This window comes from Neorhizobium sp. JUb45, assembly GCF_004343585.1.
Taxonomy (GTDB): domain Bacteria; phylum Pseudomonadota; class Alphaproteobacteria; order Rhizobiales; family Rhizobiaceae; genus Neorhizobium.
In genome coordinates this window covers 834,427-852,999 of the sequence record NZ_SLYW01000003.1, presented here as the reverse complement: position 1 = coordinate 852,999, position 18,573 = coordinate 834,427, and the positions used below count along the sequence as shown (strand labels likewise).

Here is an 18,573-nt window from a genome sequence, read left to right as displayed (position 1 = left end):
ACCATGGAGTGCGCATAAGCGCTCGGAAGCATCATAACGTGGTCCTCTTCCGGGCATCCCCGCCCGTAACGATAGCTCTGTCCTGACGGCAGGTCTCCTGGCTCACGAACATGACGTCCACCTGCCTTCCCATGCCGATCACGACACAGTGGCCAGATACCCTTCGGGCATCTCGAGGATGGACGGTGATCCGCTTACAGTTGCGGGGGCAGCCACGGCATTGGTCCGGTCAAGGTCCGCACCGTGTTCCCTATTAATCCCATTGCTTTTGGCGTTGGAAACCGTCGACGCTGACTTAGCTGGCAGATGCGCCCGCCGTCAATGCCAATAGTGTATGTTATGTAATATCATTACAGTCAAGTTGTATACTGAGGATTTCCATACCATCAGCCGGGATTGATGGAAGCCAGCATAGTTGAACGGGCCGTGTGCAGATGCAGGCGGCAGCTTTCGCGCGCCTGGGAAAGGTCCCCACTCCGCAATCCCTCGATATAGGCCAGATGCTCCCCCAGAGCCCGATGATTGCGGGCGCTCTCGTCCTTTTTGTTCCACTGGTAGTGATAGTGAAAAATCACCGACATCACGCCCTGGATATTGCCGAGAAACCGGTTGGGAACGACGCTGTCGACCAGCTTGTGAAACCGGTGATCGAGATCGGAAAACTCGCGATTGCGGCGCTCGAAATCGTCGAGCAGGGCGTGATGTTCATCCGCGAGCAGAGACAAATCGCCCCAGAGCGGATCATCCTTCGGCAGCGCCACAAATCGATCGACAGCCCGGAACTCGATCAATTCGCGCATATCGAACAGTTCCGCGACGAAATCGACGGTCAGGCCAAGCGTGCGCCAGCGGCCGTTGCTCTGTCGTTCCAACAGGCCGAAATGGCTGAATTTTCCGAGGCAATCGCGAATGGCCGATGTCGACACGCCGAACTGCCGGGCAAGATCAAGACCATTGATCGTATGGCCGGGGCTGCAATCGGGCCCGACCAGCCATGCCATGAACTTGCGCTCCACCATGTCGGCCAGCGGCTCCAGATCGGCATCGGCAATGTAGTCGTTACGCTTCGGCAGGCGCAACAGCTGCTTGGCACGCCCGTCTATGGTGATGATGCCGCGCATGGCGAGCGCCGCCAGCACCGCACGCACAGTCGTCCGACTGATGCCAAGTGTCGCAGCCATGGCCGGCTCCGATGGCAGCGCGGCCTCCACCTGTGTGGCGGCCAGCATGTCGAGGGCCTGATTATAGCTGCGTTTGAAGAGGGCGTTGGTTTTCATGACCGGAAAAGGGCGCCTTGAAATGACACTTGGCAGAAGCTGTTTTTTATAACTGCTCTTTTTATATAAAAAACAAATTGCCTGCAAGGCGATTGTCTTTTATCCCAAAAGAACAGTTTACTGCATGTTACGGGAGAGGAAGACATGCCACGCGAATTGCGATGCTGCGCGCTCGTCACGCCTCGACTGGTCATCATTTCAAAGAATTACCAAATCAGGGCGGAGCGTCCATGACGGGCATCATTTTACAATTCGGCACCAGCCGTTTTCTCCAGGCGCATGCGGATTTTTTCCTGCATGAGGCAAAACAGGCAGGACAGCATGTTCTGCCGGTGGTTATCGTGCAGACATCGGGCTCTGCCGAGCGCGCCGGGCGGCTGGCCGCTTTCACGGACCCTGCCGGTTTTCCGGTCATCATTCGCGGGCTGGAAGACGGACACGCTGTCGAACGCACCGTTGCGGTCAAAAGCGTCGAACGCGGCCTGTCCGTTGCCGGCAATTGGGCTGAGGTCGTCAATCTGTTCTGCGAACAGGCGGAATTCATCCTCTCCAATACCGGCGATTCCGGTTACGACATATCGGCGGAGGCAACAGGCACCGAACTGGACGTCCTGTCACCGCGCCCATCATTCCCCGGCAAACTCGCCCAGCTTCTGCACGCGCGCTTCGGCAGAACAGCAAAGCCGATCATCATTCTCCCTTGCGAACTGATCAACGGCAATGGCCCCGTGCTGAAGGGCATCATCCGCGATCTCGTGCAAAAGAGCGGCGCGGATGCCGCGTTCCTCGCATGGCTGGAAGAGAAGGTGGTTTTCGCGAATACGCTGGTGGACCGCATCGTCTCCGAGCCGATCGAACCGGTCGGCGCCGTCGCAGAACCATACGCATTGTGGGCGATCGAACGCAGCCCCGGCCTCAACCTGCCCTGCACGCATCCGTCGATCGTGCTGACCGACAAGCTCGAGCCCTTCGAACGCCTGAAACTGCACATTCTCAACCTTGGCCACACCACGCTCGCCGACATCTGGTTGAAGGAAGGTCGTCCGAAGGGCGAGACGGTGAAGGCAATCCTCGCCGACCCTGCCGTGCGTGCGCGGCTGGATGCGGTCTATCGCGACGAGGTCGTTCCCGGCTTTGCGGCGCGCGGCATGGGCGAGGAAGCCAAGGCCTATGTCGAAACGACGATGGGGCGCTTCCTCAACCCCTATCTCGAACACCGCATCGCCGACATTGCCGGCAATCATGAACTGAAGATCGAGCGACGGATAAAAGCCTTTCTCGACTGGGCCGGCACGCCTGCCCCGACACTCGAAGCCATCGTCCATACCACCGACAGGAAAACCGCATGAAGGCACTCGTCTGCGATGAACCCGGCCGCCTCTCGATCGTCTCGCGCCCGCAACCGGTGCGTGGCGACAACGAGATCAAGGTCCGCATTCGCCATGTCGGCATTTGCGGCACCGACTTTCACATCTTTGCCGGCAAACATCCTTTTCTCGAATATCCTCGGGTCATGGGCCATGAACTGTCGGGAACGGTTGAGGAGGCGCCGGCGAATAGCAGACTGAAGGCCGGCGATCCGGTCTATATCGTGCCCTATCTTTCCTGCGGTACCTGCAAGGCCTGCCGCAAGGGCCTGTCCAATGCCTGCTGCAACATTCAGGTTCTGGGCGTGCACAAGGATGGCGGCATGGCGGAATATCTCTGCGTGCCCGAGCAGAATGTCATCCCTACAGGCAATATTCCGCTCGAAGACGCGGCGATGATCGAGTTTCTGGCGATCGGCGCCCATGGCGTCAAACGCGGCATGATCACCTCGGAAGATCGCGTGCTGGTGACCGGTTCCGGCCCAATCGGTATGTCGGCCATCATCTTTGCCAAGGCACGCGGCGCGCATGTGACGGTGATGGATACGCGCGAGGACAGGCTGAAATTCGCCGTTGACCAGCTCGGGGCGGATGAAACAATCTTCGCCGACGAAAACGCCGAAGCAGAGGCCGAACGCCAGACCGGCGGCGAATGGTATGACGTGGTGATCGACGCCACCGGCAATGCCGTGCCGATGCAGCGCGGCTTCGGTTTTCTCGCCCATGGCGCTCGTTACGTTCTTCTGTCCGTCGTGCGTCAGGACATCACCTTTTCCGATCCGGAATTCCACAAGCGCGAGGCAACCCTGATTGCCAGCCGCAACGCCCAGCCGGACGATTTCGCCGAAGTGGTGCGGCAGATCGAGGCCGGCAAGGTGCCGACCCGCGCACTCAATACCCATCGCGGACGCCTTGAGGATGGCGCCACGCTTCTCGCCGAATGGTCGAAGCCGGAAGCCGGCGTGATCAAGGCGATTCTGGAGGTTTGACATGACTGTGAACATGACCACGAAAAAGACGCTGCGCCTCAACCCGCAGGACAATGTGGTGGTAGCGACCGCCGACCTGCCCACCGGGACGCCGATCGAAGGCGATGTCGTGGCTATCGCTCGTGTGCCGCGCAGCCACAAGGTGGCAACGCGCCCGATCGCCAAGGGTGAGCCGATCCGCAAATTCGGTCAGATCATCGGCTTTGCCTCGACGGACATCATGCCCGGCGCATGGGTGCACGAAAAGAACGTCACCATGGGCGAGGATTTCGAGCGCGATTATGCTTTCGCCGCCGAAGCCAAACCAAAGGAGACGTTGCTGCCCGGCGAAGCACCGGCATTCTTCAACGGTTTCCGCCGCGCCGACGGCCGCGCCGGCACGCGCAATTTTATCGGCATTCTGTCTTCCGTGAACTGTTCGGCCACGGCGGTGGATTACATCGCCGAAGAGATCAACCGCTCCGGCATTCTGAACGATTACCCGGATATCGACGGCATCGTGGCACTGCCGCATAGCCAGGGCTGCGGCATGGCCGGCAAGGGCGAGGCGTTCGACGTGCTGTCGCGCACGCAATGGGGTTACGCCAGCCATCCGAATTTTGCGGCAGCGCTCTTGGTCGGCCTCGGCTGCGAAGTGTTTCAGATCCCGCGCATGAAGGAAACCTACGGGATTGCCGAGGGCGAGCACTTTCAGTCTCTGACCATTCAGGAAACCGGCGGCACCCGCAAGGCGGTCGAGGCAGGGGTTGCGCGGATCAAGGAAATGCTGCCTTTCGTCGCCCGCTCGAAGCGCGAGCCGATCTCGGCCTCCGAACTGTCGTTGGCGCTGCAATGCGGCGGCTCCGACGGTTATTCCGGCCTGACCGCCAATCCCGCGCTCGGTGTCGCTGCCGACATGCTGGTGCGGCAGGGCGGCACGGCGATCCTTTCCGAAACACCGGAAATCTATGGCGCCGAACACCTGCTGACCCGCCGCGCCGAAAGCGTCGAGGTCGGCCAGAAGATCGTTGACCTGATCGCCTGGTGGGACGAATACACGACCCGCAATGGCGGCGAGATGAACAACAACCCCTCCCCCGGCAACAAGGCGGGTGGACTCACCACCATTCTGGAGAAATCACTCGGCGCCGTCGCCAAGGGCGGCAATTCCACGCTCAGAGGCGTCTATCGCTACGCCGAGCGCATCGACCGCAAGGGATTTGTCTATATGGACACACCCGGCTACGACCCGGTGGCGGCGACAGGGCAGGTGGCAGGCGGCGCCAACATTCTCTGTTTCACCACAGGCCGTGGCTCCGCTTATGGCGGCAAGCCGGTGCCGTCAATCAAGCTCGCCACCAATAACGAGCTTTACGCCCGCATGACCGAGGACATGGACATCAATTGCGGCGACGTCATCGATGGTGTGAGCCTCGAAGACAAGGGCCGCGAGATTTTTGAGGTCATCCTCGACGTTGCGTCGGGCAAGAAGTCGAAATCGGAACTGCTGGGTTATGGACGGCACGAATTCGTGCCGTGGCAGATCGGCGCGGTGATGTAATTGCGGATGGGCCGTCGTGTTTGGGCGGCCCTACGGCTCACAAGTCACGGTACGGTTTCTAGATCTGTCTGCCGAAATTCATTATGGGTGGCGAGTATCGGCACCTGATAGTGGGCGGCGCAGGCATAATGCAGGCAATCACCAAGGTTAAGCCGGTTCGGGCCGCGTCCGAATTTGTCTGCTGCCATCAGCACCAGGCTCGATGCCGTTCTCGCTGGTGGCAGATCACACAGGTCAATTCCCCGCTCCTTGAGAAAAGCCATCAAAAACGGCTCCACTTGCGAAACGGGTTGGTTGAATTTATCAGGCCGCGCCAATGCCAATGCAGCTTCCAGGACAGCAACGACCGATGTAATCGGCGCTTTCGCGACGCTCAACGCATTCGAAATACGTTCGGCTTCCTGCTCATTCGATGCAATAGCAATGATGGCGCAGGCATCGACATACATCAGCCTTCATCCCACATGCTATCGAATACGGATTTCGGCAGAGGCTTCTTGGCCTGCTCAGAAAGTGTGATACCGAATTTTTCACGCAGACGTGCCGCGGTTTCAATTGGCGTCTCGATCTTGCGACGCCGTTCGATCGCCTCCTTCATGGCGATCACGATGGCGTCGGTGATGCTCACATCCGCCATCTTCGCGAACTCGCGTGTCAATGCGTCTGCTTCGCGATTGTTGACGTTTATAGGCAAAGCTGCCTCCATGTAGACGAACCACAAGATCAATGTAGATCCTGTCGCCTCCATTGGCAATTGCCGCCTACAAAAGCCCCCTTCCCGCCAGATCGCGCATCAGCGCGCCAACCCCAAACGTCCAGGGCGGGCAGTCGGCGCAGCGTGCCATGCGGTTGACCAGACGGCCCAGTTCCGGCGCGCTGATTTCTACCCGATCCCCCACTTCATGGGTAAAGCCCTGACCGGGGCCGCGACGATCCTTGACCGGCGCGAACATCGTGCCGAGGAACAGCACCGCGCCATCGGGATATTGGTGATTGGGATTGAGCAATTGCCCGGCCAGATCGGCGGGATCTCGGCTGATGGCGTTCATGCGGCTGACGCCGTCCATCACAAAACCGTCCTCGCCGGTCACTTTCAGCGACACTTCCAGATTGCGCACCGTATCCAGCGTAAACGTGTCATCGAATAGGCGGATGAACGGGCCGATCGAGCAGGAGGCATTGTTATCCTTGGCCTTGCCGAGCAGCAGAGCCGAACGGCCTTCGATATCGCGAAGGTTGACGTCATTGCCGAGTGTCGCGCCGACGATCTGCCCATCGGAACGGATGGCCAGCACCACTTCCGGTTCCGGGTTGTTCCATTCCGACTTGGGGTGCAGGCCAGCGAGCGCGCCAGACCCGACCGAAGACATCGGCTGTGCCTTGGTAAAGATCTCCGCATCCGGGCCAATACCGACTTCGAGATATTGCGACCACAGTTTCATCTCGGTCAGCAGCGCCTTCACTTCCCCAGCTTCCTTAGAACCCGGAACCAAGCCGGTGAGCTTTTCGCCGAGCACCGGCGCAAGCCGCGCACGAACATTCGCCGCTTCGGCCGGATTGCCGCGCGTAAACTCTTCGATCACCCGTTCCAGCATCGAACCGGCAAAGGTGACGCCGGCAGCCTTGACCGCCTGCAGATCGACCGGCGCCAGAAGCGCACCGAGGCTGCCATCGAGAAATTTCTCGAGCGGGCCGATGGCTGGACCGGCTTCGTTGACCAGACGCGCGGCAATACCGTCGATTTCAAGAAGCGCGCTGGAGGTCGAGGCGATTGCGGAAATGTCGTGCAACTGGCCACCGCGATACAGCACAGGCAACGGGCCGCCAGCTGCATTCGACCAGACTCGGCCGATCAGGATCGCCTTGTCGGCGTCGCCCGGCAGAATGGTTTCAGCGGAAAGTGTCAGAGCCAGAATATCGTTCGTCATCATCAATTCCTCACGCAGCCTTCGGACGGCCAAATGTATAATCGGCAATCGATTGCGGTTTCATTTCGATCGAAAAACCGGGCTTCGACGGCGGCATGTAAGCCGCATCCTTGATGACGCAGGGATCGACAAAATGTTCGTGCAGATGGTCGACATATTCGATCACTCTGCCCTCCTTTGTGCCGGATACCGCAATGTAATCGATCATCGACAGGTGCTGCACATATTCGCAAAGCCCCACGCCACCGGCATGTGGCCATACCGCTTTGTCGAATTTCGCGGCGATCAGTAGTACGGCCAGAACCTCGTTCAGGCCACCCATGCGGCAGGCATCGATCTGCACGATATCGATCGCACCTTCGGCGATAAACTGCTTGAACATGATGCGGTTCTGGCACATTTCGCCGGTCGCCACCTTGACCGGTGTTATCGCCTCGCGAATTTTCTTGTGGCCGGCAACATCATCCGGGCTGGTCGGCTCCTCGATGAAGAAGGGTTTGGCGAAGGCCAGCGCCTTCACCCAGTCGATCGCCTGATCGACATCCCAGACCTGATTGGCGTCGATCATCATGTAACGGTCGGGACCGATCACTTCGCGGCAGATGGTCAGGCGGCGGATATCGTCTTCGAGGTCGCGTCCCACCTTCATCTTCACATGGTTGAAACCGGCATCGACCGCTTCCTGCGCCAGTCGCCGCAGCTTGTCGTCCGGATACCCCAGCCAGCCGGCCGAGGTCGTGTAGCAGGCGTAACCTTCCTTCTCTAGGATCGAGATCCGCTCTGCCTTGCCGGCCTCGGCCTTGCGCAGGATGTCGATCGCCTCATCGCGGGTCAGCGCATCGGTGAGATACCGGTAATCGACGATATCGGCGATTTCCTCCGGTGACATGGTGGACACGAGTTTCCACACCGGCATGCCCGCTTCCTTGGCGAGCGCATCCCAGAGCGCGTTGACGACGGCGCCTGTGGCAAGGTGCATCGCACCCTTGTCCGGGCCGATCCAGCGCAGCTGGCTGTCACCCGTCAGGTGCCGCCAGAATTTGCCCGGCGCGGCGCGCATTTCGGCCAGATCCTTGCCGACAACGAGATGCCGCATGGCTTCGATCGCCATGCAGCAGATGTCGTTGCCTCGACCGATCGTAAACGTCAGGCCGTGGCCGGAAATGCCTTCGCGATCGGTTTCGAGAATGACATAGGCCGCCGAATAATCCGGATCCGGGTTCATGGCGTCGGACCCGTCCAGACTTTGCGAGGTCGGGAAACGCAGGTCGAAAACACGAAGATTGGTGATACGGGTCATGAGGCGGCCTCGTCTGTCAGAATGGAAGGTTATGTTGGTTTAGCGGTCGGCGACAAAAGTCTGCTTCTGTGTGCCGAGGCCTTCGATGCCGAGTTCGACGACATCACCGTCCTTCAGGTAACGCGGCGGCTTCAGGCCCATGCCGACGCCGGGAGGTGTGCCGGTGGAGATCACATCGCCCGGATGCAGCGACATGAACTGCGACAGATAGGAGACGAGGAAAGCCACGCCATAAACCATGGTCTTCGACGAACCGTCCTGCTGCTGCTGGCCATTCACCTTCAGCCACATGGCAAGGTTTTGCGGGTCAGGGATCTCATCCTTGGTGACCAGCCACGGGCCCATCGGGCCAAACGTGTCGCAGGATTTTCCCTTGGTCCACTGGCCGGAACGCTCCGTCTGGAAGGCGCGCTCGGAGACGTCGTTGGTGACGCAATAACCGGCGACATAATCCAGTGCTTCGGCCTCTGTCACATATTTCGCAGTCTTGCCGATGACGACGGCGAGTTCGACTTCCCAGTCGGTCTTTTCCGAACCGCGCGGGATCAGAACATTGTCATTGGGGCCGACGATGGCGGAAGACGCCTTCATGAAGATGATCGGTTCCGGCGGCACGGTCGCACCGGTCTCGGCGGCGTGGTCGGAATAGTTCAGGCCGATGCAGATGAATTTGCCGGTGCCGGCAACGCAGGGGCCAAGGCGCGGATCACCGTCCACCAGCGGCAGGCTTTTCACATCGATCGCGCCAAGCTTTGCCAGCGCATCAGGCGCAAGGGCTGCACCGGAAAGATCTGAAACATGGGCGGAAAGATCACGGATCTTGCCGTCGGCATCGAGAATGGCCGGCTTTTCGGCACCGGGTGCGCCGTAACGGAGAAACTTCATGTCAGTATCCTTTCATTGCATATTTCAAAATCGGCAGGTGCCAGAAAATCAGATCCCCCAGCCGCCGTCGATACCGACGGCCTGACCGGTCGTGTAGGTCGCACCGGCCAGATAGACGGCAAGGTCGGCAATCTCTTCCGGCGTGCCAAGGCGGCCCATCGGCTGGCGGGCGATGAAGGCGGCGCGGGCTTCGTCGTAATTCCCTTGAGCGCGCATGCGCCCTTCCAGCGACGGGCTTTCCACCGTACCCGGGCAAATGGCATTGCAGCGGATGCCCTGCGCCACGTAATCGGCGGCAACGGATTTGGTGAGCCCGATGACGGCAGCCTTGGTGATGCCGTAGGCCGCGCGGTTCGGCACGCCTTTGGAGCTGGAAGCGATCGAGGCCATGTTGATGATCGTGCCGTCACCACGTTCCAGCATGCCGGGCAGCACCGCCTTGATGGTGCGCACCATGGCGCGGACATTGAGATTGAAGGCGAAATCGAGATCGCTATCCGGCATGTCCAGAACCGAACCGGCATGCACGAAACCGGCGCAATTAAAGAGCACGTCGACGGCGCCTATGCGATCGAAGAAAGCCGTCACAGCGGCATTGTCGAGCACGTCGAGACGCGCGGCCTGGATATTGGCTTCACCATCAAGCGTGGAGAGCGCGGCGTCATTAATGTCGGTCGCCCAGACTTTTGCACCAGCCGCGGCGAAGGCAAGCGCGCTGGCGCGGCCGATACCCTGCCCGGCAGCGGTAACGACAATCGTCTTGCCCTGAATGTTCCCGGTCATTTCATCATCCTTATCAATCGAGGTGGAAAACGTTTTCCATCATGGCCCACCATTCGCCCTCTTTCCGGGTTTCGAACGGTTTCTGGCAGGGAATACAGAACGACCACCATTCCCGGTTCTTTTCGCTCGCTGCCATTTTCGCCATGTCGGCTTCAAAATCGGTGCCGTGATACTCCCAGTAGCCGAACAGAAGATTTTCCGGCTCTTTCAGAAAAATCGTGTAGTTCTTGATGTTGCAGCTCGAAATCAGCGCCAGGATTTCCGGCCACACAGTGGCGTGCAATTCCTTGTAGGTCTCGACCTTGCCCGGCTGCACGCCGATGACCATTCCCATTCTCTGCATTCGCAAAATCCTCACAGGCGATAGAGACGGCGGGCATTGCCGCCGAAAACGGCTTCGTGGTCGGCGGTCGGCACGATATCGCGGCATTGTGCGATCCATGCGCCATAGCTGCCGGCGAGATTGATCACCGGCCAGTCGCTGCCCCAGATCACCCGCTCGGGCCCGAACAGGTCCAGAATGGTCTCGATATAGGGCCGCAGCGCGCGCGGATCCTGATCGCCGGCCTCGGTCAAAAGACCGGAAAGCTTGCAGGCGACGTTATCGAGTTCGGCAAGCCGCAACATGGCATGGCGCCAATCGGTAAAATGTCCGCTGGCGATACGCGGCTTGGCGCCGTGATCGATAATGATCGGCAGGCTGGGATGGCGGCGGGCAAAAGCATGCAAAGCCGGCAGATGCGGTTCCAGCACCAGTGCATCGAACACAAGCTGATGCGCGATCATCGCATCGACCGCCGGTTCCAGTGCCGCGTCATCGATCCAGTTCTCGTCGCAGATATCCTGCAGCATTGGCCGCAGGCCCTTGAGCTTCTTTGCCTTGGCGAGGTCTGCAATCATATCAGGCGCATCGGCCGCCTTCAGATCGGCCCAGCCGACAACACCGAGAATGATGTCGCTGACATCAGCCAGACCAAGCATGAAGCGGGTATCGGCCACGCTTGGCAGCGATTGCACCAGAACCGTGCCGGTCACGCCGGCAGCCTTGATCTCCGGTGCCAGGTCGGCGGGCAGGAAATCACGATAGATCGCTTCGAGATCCGGTGGAGGCCAGCCGCCACCGCGATCCTTCAAAAGCCAAAAATGCTGGTGGGCATCGATGACCATGGCGTCACTTGTCCCCGATCGGAGCATCACCCGAGATCACGCCCTTTTCCTTGAGGCGCGTCCAGAAGGATGCCGGAATATCCTGTTCGAACCAGCCGACATTGGCTTTCATCTGCTCGCCATTGCGCGCACCTGAAACGACCGTGACGACGGCCGGATGCAGCGTCGGAAAGGCCAGCGCCGCCGCCTGCATGGAAACACCTTCTGCTTCGCAGGCCGCTTCGATCTCGTTCACGCGAGCGAGAATGTCGGCAGGCGCCTCGGCGTAATTGAATTTCTTGTTGCCAGCGAGCAGACCGGAATTGAAGGCGCCCGCGACAACGATGCCCACCCCTTCGCGGTGGCAACGGTCGAGCAGGGTCAGACTATCCTGTTCCAGCAGCGTGTAGCGGCCGGCCAGCATCGAAACGTCGATGTCGAATTCATCCATGGCTTCGGAAACCGCCTGCCACTCATTGACGCCGAGACCTACGGCCTTGATCAGACCACTCGAACGCAACTCGCCCAGCGCCTTGAAACCGCCCCCCTTGGTCAGCTGGTCCCAATAATGCTGGTGACGATCACCATGCGTGGCGCGGCCGATATCGTGGACGTAGAGAATATCGGGCGCGAAGATACCTAGGCGCTGACGGCTCGCCTCGAAAGACCGCATGATCGCATCATAGCTGTAATCATAGGTCGGGCGAAAAGGCAGCGGCGCCACATAGGCATCCTCTTCCGCACCCACAGTCTCATCCGGCACCATGATGCGGCCGACCTTGGTGCTGAGCAGATATTTCTGGCGTTCATGATCAGTCAACATGGTGCCGAGCCGGCGTTCCGAACGGGTGTAGCCATAAAACGGTGCCGTATCGAAATAACGGATGCCCGCCTCCCAGGCCGCATCGAAGGCGGAGAGCGATTCCGCATAGCTGGTCAGCCGGTAGAGATTGCCCATCTGGGCGCAGCCGAGACCCATCACGGTGAACGAGACATCGCGGTTGCGCAGCCTGCGCCTGTCGGAAACTTTCATACTCTCAAATCCTGATCGCTTTGAATAAGACGCGCGGACAAAGGCCCGCGCGTCAAAAGTCTGGCTCAGTAAAGAACGTTCTTGGCTTCCGGCTTGTCGATATTGTCCTTGGTCACGACAACGACGCCGGTATCGATGGTCTTTTCGACCTTCTGCTTGTCGAGAAGCTGCAGCAGGGCTGCGACGCCCTTGTCGCCCATCTGGTAGGAACCCTGCACGACGGTGGCATGCAGCGTGCCGTCCTTGACGAATTCCTGAAGGTCCTGATTGCCGTCGAAGCCGATGGCGACGATCTTGCCCGCCTTGCCGGCCTGCTTGATGGCGCGGCCCATGCCGATCGCGGTCGGCTCGTTGGCGCCAAAAATGCCCTTGAGGTCGCTGTTGGCAGCCAGCACGTCGGTGGTCTGGTTCAGCGCCGTCGCCATCTGCGACTGCGAATAATACGGGCCGACGATTTCGAGCTTGGAGTTTTTCTTGATGTAATCGGTAAAGCCACCGACGCGGCCGATTTCGGAGCCCGCACCGGCGACATAGGACATGACGGCGATCTTGCCGGTCGTGCCAACCTTGTCGATCATCGCCTGCGCGGCCAGTTCGCCGGCCTTGCGGTTGTCCGTGGCCAGGAACGACTGGTAATATTTGTCGGCACCGTCAGCGAGCTGGCTGTCGATGATGACGACCGGAATGCGGGCTTCCCAGGCCTTCTTAACGGCCGGCACCAGCGCATCCGGATCGGACGGGGCAAGCAGAATGGCGCCGACCTTACGGTTGACGGCGTTTTCCACCATGTTGACCTCATCGGCGATGGCGGATTCCGCCGCCGGGCCCTGGAAGGTCATGGTGTGTTTGCCCTTGGCGGTGGCAATCGCCGCATCCGCGCCCTTCTGGACGTTCTGCCAGAAGGTGGAATTGACGGTTTTCACGATGACGGCGATTTCCGCCGCCGAAGCGCCGGTTGCGCCGGCCAGGGCGATGGCCGAGGCCATCAGGGCGATCGTCAGTTTACGCATGTCTTATCCTCCTCGATAAGCCGGCCCTGCCGGGGCCGTGGCGGGGGAAGGCTCCTCTCCTTCCCTTGGCATGCACGTCCAGGAAAGCGGCCAAGCCGCTCCCGTCTCTTCAGCGGCGGTTGCGCAACTGGTCGATCCACACGGTGACCAGAATGACGAGGCCGATGATGATCTGCTGGGTGAAGGCGGAAACGCCGTTCATATTGAGGCCGTTGCGCAGGATGCCGATGACGAAGGCACCGATGATCGTGCCGGAAATCGTACCGACCCCGCCAATCAGCGAGGTGCCGCCGATGACGGCGCTGGCAATGGCATCGAGTTCGTAAGCCACGCCCTCATTCGGCTGGGCTGTGACAAGGCGCGACATCAGCACGCAACCGGTGAGACCAGCCAGCGTGCCGGAAACCACATAGGTGAAGGCCGTGACGCGCGAAACGTTGACGCCGGACAGCCGCGCGGCATCGGCATTCGAGCCGATCGCATATATGTAACGACCGAGCACGGTGCGGTTCAGCACAAAAGCCGCGATGACACCGATGACGATCATCAGCACGACCGGATAGGGAATGCCGGGGAAAGTGACGACGGGGAAACCGAGTTCATCAATGCTCTCGATGCGAAACAGCGAGCCATTGCCGAGTTCGCCAAAACTTTCGCCGAGACCGGACACGGCGCGTGCGCCGGTAATCTGCAAGGCGACGCCGCGCGCGATCAGCATCATGCCCAAGGTCGCGATGAAGGGCGGCAGTTTCAGCTGCGTGACGATGAGGCCGTTGATCAGCCCGCAGGCCGAGCCGGTGAGGATGCCGCACAGCATGCCGATCCAGATCGGCATTTGCAGTTCCTTCACCACCAACGCCGCGACGACCCCGGCCAAGGCCAGAACCGAACCGACCGACAGATCGATACCGCCGGTGATGATGACGTAGGTTGCGCCAATGCCGAGAAGCGCGATGGACGTCACCTGCAGGGCAATCGTCATGCCGTTGCCGACAGACATGAAGGCGCTGCTGGTGGCCGAAAAGATCACCGCCAGGACGACCAGACTGCCGAGTGCCGCAAACTTCTGAATGATATCCTTTTGCCGGTCACTGAGACGTCGGCCCTGCGGCGGCTGGGCGGGCTGCGGCGCCGGCTTTTCATTGGTAATATCGGCCATGACGCCCCCTATTCCGCATGCCGGCCGCTGCCGGACGCGTAATGCATGATTTCTTCCTGATTGGTGTCGCGCGTATTCAGCGTGGCGGTGATGCGCCCACCGTGGAACACCGCGACGCGATCCGACATGCCCAGCACTTCCGGCAATTCCGAGCTGATCAGCACGATGCCGATGCCGTTTGCCGCAAGCTCGTCCATGATCTGGTAGATCGCGAATTTCGCGCCGACATCGATGCCGCGCGTCGGCTCGTCGAAAAACATGATGCGCGGCTCGCGAAATAGCCACTTGCCGATGATGATCTTCTGCTGGTTGCCGCCGGAAAGCAGCCGCACCGGCTGGCTGAGGCTCGGTGTGCGGATATTCAGGAGATCGACATAACGCTGGCTTGCCTCGCGATGTTTTCTGCGATCGATGACGCCCGCCGAATTGCTGACCGCCTGCATGCGCGCCATCACCAGATTGGCATCGACCGGCATTTTCACCGCCAGCCCCTGCGCCTTGCGGTCTTCCGAAAGGTAGGCGATGCCGGCTTCAATGGCGCTGCGCGGATCGGTGATTTTGAGCGTATCGCCATCGAGTGTGATCGTTCCCGCATCCAGAGGATCGGCGCCAAAAATGGCCCGCGCCACCTCCGTACGACCTGCCCCCATCAGCCCGGCAAACCCTAAAATTTCGCCGCGGCGGATCTCGAAATTCACGTCGGAAAAAACACCGGCGCGCGTCAGAGCCGAAACGGAGAAAATGACATCCGTGCCCGGCACACGCGTTGGCTCGGGAAACTTGTCCTCCAGCGAACGACCGACCATGCGGGCCACGATGTCGTCGATGCTGAGATCGGCGAAATCATCGGTGGAGATATAGCGGCCGTCGCGCAGAACCGTGACGCGATCGACGATCTCCGCCATCTCGTCGAGACGGTGCGAAATATAGATGATGCCGGTGCCCTGGGCTTTCAGGTCGCGAATGACCTTGAACAGCAGCTGCGCTTCCTGCTCGGTCAGCGAAGACGTCGGTTCGTCCATGATCAGCACGGTCGCATCCAGCGACAGTGCCTTGGCGATCTCGACCATCTGGCATTGCGCGACCGAGAGCGTGCGCACTTGCACATTCGGATCGATATCGACACCGAGGCGATCGAGGCAGCGTTTTGCATCGGCAAACAGTTTTCGGCGATCGACCAGCCAGCCACGACGCGGTTCGCGGGCGAGATAGATGTTTTCCGCCACCGTCAGATGCGGGACGAGATTGAGTTCCTGATGAATGATGGCAATGCCGGCGGCTTCCGACTGCAAGGTCGTGGCAAACTGCACCCGCTCGCCCTTGTAGGTGACCGATCCGCCATTCGGCTGGTAGACACCGCTGATGATCTTCATCAGCGTCGATTTGCCGGCGCCGTTTTCGCCGCAGACCGCATGCACCTCACCGGCGCGCAGATCGAAGCTTACGCCGGACAGCGCCTTCACGCCCGGAAATTCCTTCGAGACATTATCGAGCTTCAGCACGACCGGCCGCGCATCGACATTGCCTGCCGTTGCCGGCATTCCTCCCATCGCGATCTCCTCCTCGCGCAAAAGCCTCCCGAGCTTTCGATGGGCAAACTAGGCCGCGAAATTAATATTGGTCAAGCCAATTATTCTCCGCTGACTTGCATTTTCTCAATTTTGGCCATCTATTCAATTTCAGAATGCAATATGGATCGATTGGCCTGACCACGATGACGGATGCACGTCGCCTTTACCAGCAGATCGCCGATCAGGTGCGACAACTGATCGTCAATGGCCAATACCCGCCCGGTTCCCGTCTGCCGGCGGAGCGTGATCTGGCCCAACAACTGGGTGTTTCGCGCCCATCCCTGCGCGAAGCACTGATCGCGCTGGAAATCGACGGCACGATCGAGATTCGCATGGGGTCGGGAATTTATGTGCTGAACGCGGCGAGGCCAGCGGTTACCGGCCGTTCGCTTGGAGAAAGTCCGACGGAATTGATGCAGGCACGCGCCGTCATCGAAAGCGCGGTAATTGTTCAGGCAACCGCCGCCATGCCAACCGAAACGCTGGCCACGCTTCGGGATATTCTTGTCGCCATGCGCTCGGAGATCGACGAGGGTCGCAAGCCGCTGGAGCAGGATCGCCAGTTTCACCTGATCATTGCGGAAAGCGCCGGCAATTCGGTTCTTTCGGAAATCGTCGCCAGCCTGTTCGACGAGAGGCATAGCCCGATGTCGGATCACATGCGTGGCCGCTTCGAGACGCCGGAAACCTGGCAATTTGCCTTAAGCGAACACGAGGCCATTCTGGCAGCACTCGAGGCGAAAAATCCGCTGGCGGCGCAGGCGGCCATGCATGCACACCTGACGGCCTCCGGCCGCCGATGGGTGGAGAACTGACGGCTCAGCCTGCGTCAGGCCGGGTGCTGCCCACCCGCGACAACAGCAAAACCGGAAGGATGGCGATGGCGACGATGGCAAGGGCAGCGATGGCAGCTTCCTCATAAGTGCCGCGTGCCGCCTCGCCATATAGATGCGTGGCAAATGTTTCGACATTGAGGGGCCGCAAAAGCAGTGTTGCCGGCAGTTCCTTGACGCAATCGACGAAGACCAGAAGAGCCGCCGCCGAAATCGCCGTTTTCGATAATGGCAGATGCACATGCCGGAACGTGCCGGAGACCGATTGCCCGAGCGTGCGCGACGCATGATCGAGCGACATCGGGATGCGCGACAGACCCGCTTCGATGCCGCCGGCGGATATCGCCAGAAACCGCACCGTCAGCGCATAAACGACGGCAGCACCCGAGCCCATGAACAGCAGGCCGGTGGAAACACCGAACCAGTCGAGCGCGGTGCGATCGATGAACCGATCGAGACCGGCCAGCACGATCAGCACGCCGATGGCGACAACAGTGCCGGGCGCGGCATAACCCATGCTCGACAGTCGCAGCAGCGCGGCGGATTTCTTGCCGGGTCGAATGCGCGCCGCATAGGCAACGACAAGACCGAGAAGAATGGTGACAACCGTCGCCACCGTGGCAATGACGATTGTGTTGACCGCCTCATCGAGAATGCGCGGTGACAGGCCGGCAAAACGATAGCGTTTCCAGGCTTCCGTGGTGAGATAGATGGCGGGCGCGACAAACCCCAGAAGAACGGGAACAAGGCCGATGCCCAGAAACAGCAGACCCGGCAAGGGCGCGATCTTCTGAGGCGAAAACCCGCGGCTGCGGCGGGCATCGGTGGCATATCGCTGTTTTCGTCGCGCCCAACGTTCGATGCCGACAAGCGCCACCACGATCAAAAGCAGGGCCAGTGCGATCTGCGAGGCGCCCGGCAGATCGGTGCGCGTGATCCATGTCGTGTAGATCGATACCGTCATGGTGCGCACGCCGAGAAATTCGGCGGCACCGACATCGTTGAGCGTTTCCATCAGCGCCAGCGCCACGCCGATGGCGACAGCCGGACGCGCCAGCGGCAGCGCCACCCGCCAGAACACGGCGCGACGGGACACACCGAGCGTGCGGGCGGCATCGATGAGGTTGCCGGACTGGGTGAGAAACATCGCCCGCGTCGGGATGTAGACGTAAGGATAAAGCACGAAACCGAGCAGCAGGATGCAGCCGGTCATCGAGCGGATATCGGGCAGGCGGAATTGTCTGGGGCTTTCATAACCCAGTACCCAGCGGATCGCCCCCTGCACCGAACCGATCGGATGCAGGATATCGAGATAGGCATAGGCGATGATATAAGTCGGCACCGCAAGCGGCAGCAAAAGTGCCCATTCCAGCAGCCGCCGGCCGGGAAATTCATAGGCCGTCACCAGCCAGGCCGTCGTTGTGCCGATCACAGCCGTCACGATCCCGACCCCGGCAAGCAGGATCACCGTATCGACCATCGCCACGGGCAGGATGGTGGAAAAAAGATGCGCCCAAAGCCCGGACGAACCTTTCAGCGCCTCCAGCGCCAGCCCGAGGATAGGCAGCGTGACGATCAGCGCTGCAATGACGGAAAACAGCAACCAGTTTCTGCCGGAACGAGCACCGCGCTTCGCATTTAACGACGTGGCAAACGGTTGGTTGGAGTGCATCACAATGCTCACTGGAGACCGCCCATCACACGACGACGAGTTCAACGACGTCATCCTCGGGCTTGTCCCGAGGATCTGCT

Annotated in this window: 18 protein-coding genes and 1 riboswitch; of the genes, 4 read left to right on the top strand and 14 right to left on the bottom strand. The window is 60.2% G+C overall.

Going from position 1 to position 18,573, the window contains the following annotated elements; translation table 11 throughout:
• Window positions 1-69: 69 nt before the first annotated feature.
• Window positions 70-301: riboswitch (cobalamin riboswitch) on the bottom strand.
• Window positions 302-386: 85 nt separating this feature from the next.
• Window positions 387-1,277, bottom strand: coding sequence for a GntR family transcriptional regulator (locus EDF70_RS16495; RefSeq protein ID WP_132275623.1), 891 nt, complete (start codon window positions 1,275-1,277; stop codon window positions 387-389).
• A gap of 230 nt (window positions 1,278-1,507) precedes the next feature.
• Between EDF70_RS16495 and EDF70_RS16490 the strand changes: the two genes are divergently transcribed.
• Genes EDF70_RS16490 through EDF70_RS16480 form a run of 3 tightly spaced genes read left to right on the top strand, consistent with a single transcriptional unit; the run spans window position 1,508 to window position 5,173 of the window.
• Window positions 1,508-2,626 (top strand): mannitol dehydrogenase family protein, encoded by a 1,119-nt coding sequence (locus EDF70_RS16490; protein WP_132275620.1) that lies wholly within the window; start codon window positions 1,508-1,510, stop codon window positions 2,624-2,626.
• Entirely contained in the window at window positions 2,623-3,633 is a 1,011-nt protein-coding gene (locus EDF70_RS16485) for a zinc-binding alcohol dehydrogenase family protein (protein WP_132275617.1), read from the top strand. Before EDF70_RS16490 ends, EDF70_RS16485 begins: the two co-directional genes overlap by 4 nt.
• 13 nt (window positions 3,634-3,646) lie before the next feature.
• Complete coding sequence (locus EDF70_RS16480; RefSeq protein ID WP_132275927.1) at window positions 3,647-5,173, top strand: altronate dehydratase family protein; 1,527 nt, start codon at window positions 3,647-3,649, stop codon at window positions 5,171-5,173.
• A gap of 44 nt (window positions 5,174-5,217) precedes the next feature.
• Here the strand turns inward: EDF70_RS16480 and EDF70_RS16475 are convergent, their stop codons facing one another.
• The 12 genes from EDF70_RS16475 to EDF70_RS16420 form a co-directional block, all read right to left on the bottom strand.
• Window positions 5,218-5,622, bottom strand: coding sequence for a type II toxin-antitoxin system VapC family toxin (locus EDF70_RS16475; protein ID WP_132275615.1), 405 nt, complete (start codon window positions 5,620-5,622; stop codon window positions 5,218-5,220).
• Entirely contained in the window at window positions 5,622-5,867 is a 246-nt protein-coding gene (locus EDF70_RS16470; protein WP_132275925.1) for a type II toxin-antitoxin system VapB family antitoxin, read from the bottom strand. The genes EDF70_RS16475 and EDF70_RS16470 overlap by 1 nt, the downstream gene beginning before the upstream one ends.
• 67 nt (window positions 5,868-5,934) lie before the next feature.
• Complete coding sequence (locus EDF70_RS16465) at window positions 5,935-7,104, bottom strand: fumarylacetoacetate hydrolase family protein (RefSeq protein WP_132275612.1); 1,170 nt, start codon at window positions 7,102-7,104, stop codon at window positions 5,935-5,937.
• A 7-nt stretch (window positions 7,105-7,111) separates the two neighbouring features.
• The gene (locus EDF70_RS16460; protein WP_132275609.1) at window positions 7,112-8,401 is read right to left on the bottom strand and encodes an L-fuconate dehydratase; all 1,290 of its coding nucleotides are present in this window, start codon (window positions 8,399-8,401) and stop codon (window positions 7,112-7,114) included.
• 39 nt (window positions 8,402-8,440) lie between these two features.
• Window positions 8,441-9,286, bottom strand: coding sequence for a fumarylacetoacetate hydrolase family protein (locus EDF70_RS16455; protein ID WP_132275606.1), 846 nt, complete (start codon window positions 9,284-9,286; stop codon window positions 8,441-8,443).
• 48 nt (window positions 9,287-9,334) lie between these two features.
• Window positions 9,335-10,069 (bottom strand): SDR family oxidoreductase, encoded by a 735-nt coding sequence (locus EDF70_RS16450; RefSeq protein WP_132275603.1) that lies wholly within the window; start codon window positions 10,067-10,069, stop codon window positions 9,335-9,337.
• A 13-nt stretch (window positions 10,070-10,082) separates the two neighbouring features.
• Complete coding sequence (locus tag EDF70_RS16445; RefSeq protein WP_132275600.1) at window positions 10,083-10,412, bottom strand: L-rhamnose mutarotase; 330 nt, start codon at window positions 10,410-10,412, stop codon at window positions 10,083-10,085.
• An 11-nt stretch (window positions 10,413-10,423) separates the two neighbouring features.
• Window positions 10,424-11,236: an amidohydrolase family protein gene (locus tag EDF70_RS16440; RefSeq protein ID WP_132275597.1), complete on the bottom strand. Its 813-nt coding sequence runs from the start codon at window positions 11,234-11,236 to the stop codon at window positions 10,424-10,426.
• A 4-nt stretch (window positions 11,237-11,240) separates the two neighbouring features.
• Window positions 11,241-12,248, bottom strand: coding sequence for an aldo/keto reductase (locus EDF70_RS16435; protein WP_132275595.1), 1,008 nt, complete (start codon window positions 12,246-12,248; stop codon window positions 11,241-11,243).
• Window positions 12,249-12,313: 65 nt separating this feature from the next.
• Window positions 12,314-13,258: an ABC transporter substrate-binding protein gene (locus tag EDF70_RS16430; protein WP_132275592.1), complete on the bottom strand. Its 945-nt coding sequence runs from the start codon at window positions 13,256-13,258 to the stop codon at window positions 12,314-12,316.
• Between the two features lie 109 nt (window positions 13,259-13,367).
• Entirely contained in the window at window positions 13,368-14,417 is a 1,050-nt protein-coding gene (locus tag EDF70_RS16425) for an ABC transporter permease (protein ID WP_132275589.1), read from the bottom strand.
• Window positions 14,418-14,425: 8 nt separating this feature from the next.
• Window positions 14,426-15,958: a sugar ABC transporter ATP-binding protein gene (locus tag EDF70_RS16420; protein WP_132275923.1), complete on the bottom strand. Its 1,533-nt coding sequence runs from the start codon at window positions 15,956-15,958 to the stop codon at window positions 14,426-14,428.
• A 173-nt stretch (window positions 15,959-16,131) separates the two neighbouring features.
• Between EDF70_RS16420 and EDF70_RS16415 the strand changes: the two genes are divergently transcribed.
• Window positions 16,132-16,803: a FadR/GntR family transcriptional regulator gene (locus EDF70_RS16415; RefSeq protein WP_132275586.1), complete on the top strand. Its 672-nt coding sequence runs from the start codon at window positions 16,132-16,134 to the stop codon at window positions 16,801-16,803.
• Between the two features lie 4 nt (window positions 16,804-16,807).
• Here EDF70_RS16415 and EDF70_RS16410 read toward each other — a convergent pair whose 3' ends face one another.
• Window positions 16,808-18,493 (bottom strand): iron ABC transporter permease, encoded by a 1,686-nt coding sequence (locus EDF70_RS16410; protein ID WP_132275921.1) that lies wholly within the window; start codon window positions 18,491-18,493, stop codon window positions 16,808-16,810.
• Window positions 18,494-18,573 lie beyond the last annotated feature (80 nt).

Coding starts and splice junctions, on each gene's coding strand:
- EDF70_RS16430 (WP_132275592.1), bottom strand. CDS start 13,258: ATGCGTAAACTGACGATCGCCCTGATGGCCTCGGCCATCGCCCTGGCC.
- EDF70_RS16425 (WP_132275589.1), bottom strand. CDS start 14,417: ATGGCCGATATTACCAATGAAAAGCCGGCGCCGCAGCCCGCCCAGCCG.
- EDF70_RS16455 (WP_132275606.1), bottom strand. CDS start 9,286: ATGAAGTTTCTCCGTTACGGCGCACCCGGTGCCGAAAAGCCGGCCATT.
- EDF70_RS16495 (WP_132275623.1), bottom strand. CDS start 1,277: ATGAAAACCAACGCCCTCTTCAAACGCAGCTATAATCAGGCCCTCGAC.
- EDF70_RS16465 (WP_132275612.1), bottom strand. CDS start 7,104: ATGATGACGAACGATATTCTGGCTCTGACACTTTCCGCTGAAACCATT.
- EDF70_RS16490 (WP_132275620.1), top strand. CDS start 1,508: ATGACGGGCATCATTTTACAATTCGGCACCAGCCGTTTTCTCCAGGCG.
- EDF70_RS16485 (WP_132275617.1), top strand. CDS start 2,623: ATGAAGGCACTCGTCTGCGATGAACCCGGCCGCCTCTCGATCGTCTCG.
- EDF70_RS16420 (WP_132275923.1), bottom strand. CDS start 15,958: ATGCCGGCAACGGCAGGCAATGTCGATGCGCGGCCGGTCGTGCTGAAG.
- EDF70_RS16480 (WP_132275927.1), top strand. CDS start 3,647: ATGACCACGAAAAAGACGCTGCGCCTCAACCCGCAGGACAATGTGGTG.
- EDF70_RS16415 (WP_132275586.1), top strand. CDS start 16,132: ATGACGGATGCACGTCGCCTTTACCAGCAGATCGCCGATCAGGTGCGA.
- EDF70_RS16440 (WP_132275597.1), bottom strand. CDS start 11,236: ATGGTCATCGATGCCCACCAGCATTTTTGGCTTTTGAAGGATCGCGGT.
- EDF70_RS16450 (WP_132275603.1), bottom strand. CDS start 10,069: ATGACCGGGAACATTCAGGGCAAGACGATTGTCGTTACCGCTGCCGGG.
- EDF70_RS16435 (WP_132275595.1), bottom strand. CDS start 12,248: ATGAAAGTTTCCGACAGGCGCAGGCTGCGCAACCGCGATGTCTCGTTC.
- EDF70_RS16410 (WP_132275921.1), bottom strand. CDS start 18,493: ATGCACTCCAACCAACCGTTTGCCACGTCGTTAAATGCGAAGCGCGGT.
- EDF70_RS16445 (WP_132275600.1), bottom strand. CDS start 10,412: ATGCAGAGAATGGGAATGGTCATCGGCGTGCAGCCGGGCAAGGTCGAG.
- EDF70_RS16460 (WP_132275609.1), bottom strand. CDS start 8,401: ATGACCCGTATCACCAATCTTCGTGTTTTCGACCTGCGTTTCCCGACC.
- EDF70_RS16475 (WP_132275615.1), bottom strand. CDS start 5,622: ATGTATGTCGATGCCTGCGCCATCATTGCTATTGCATCGAATGAGCAG.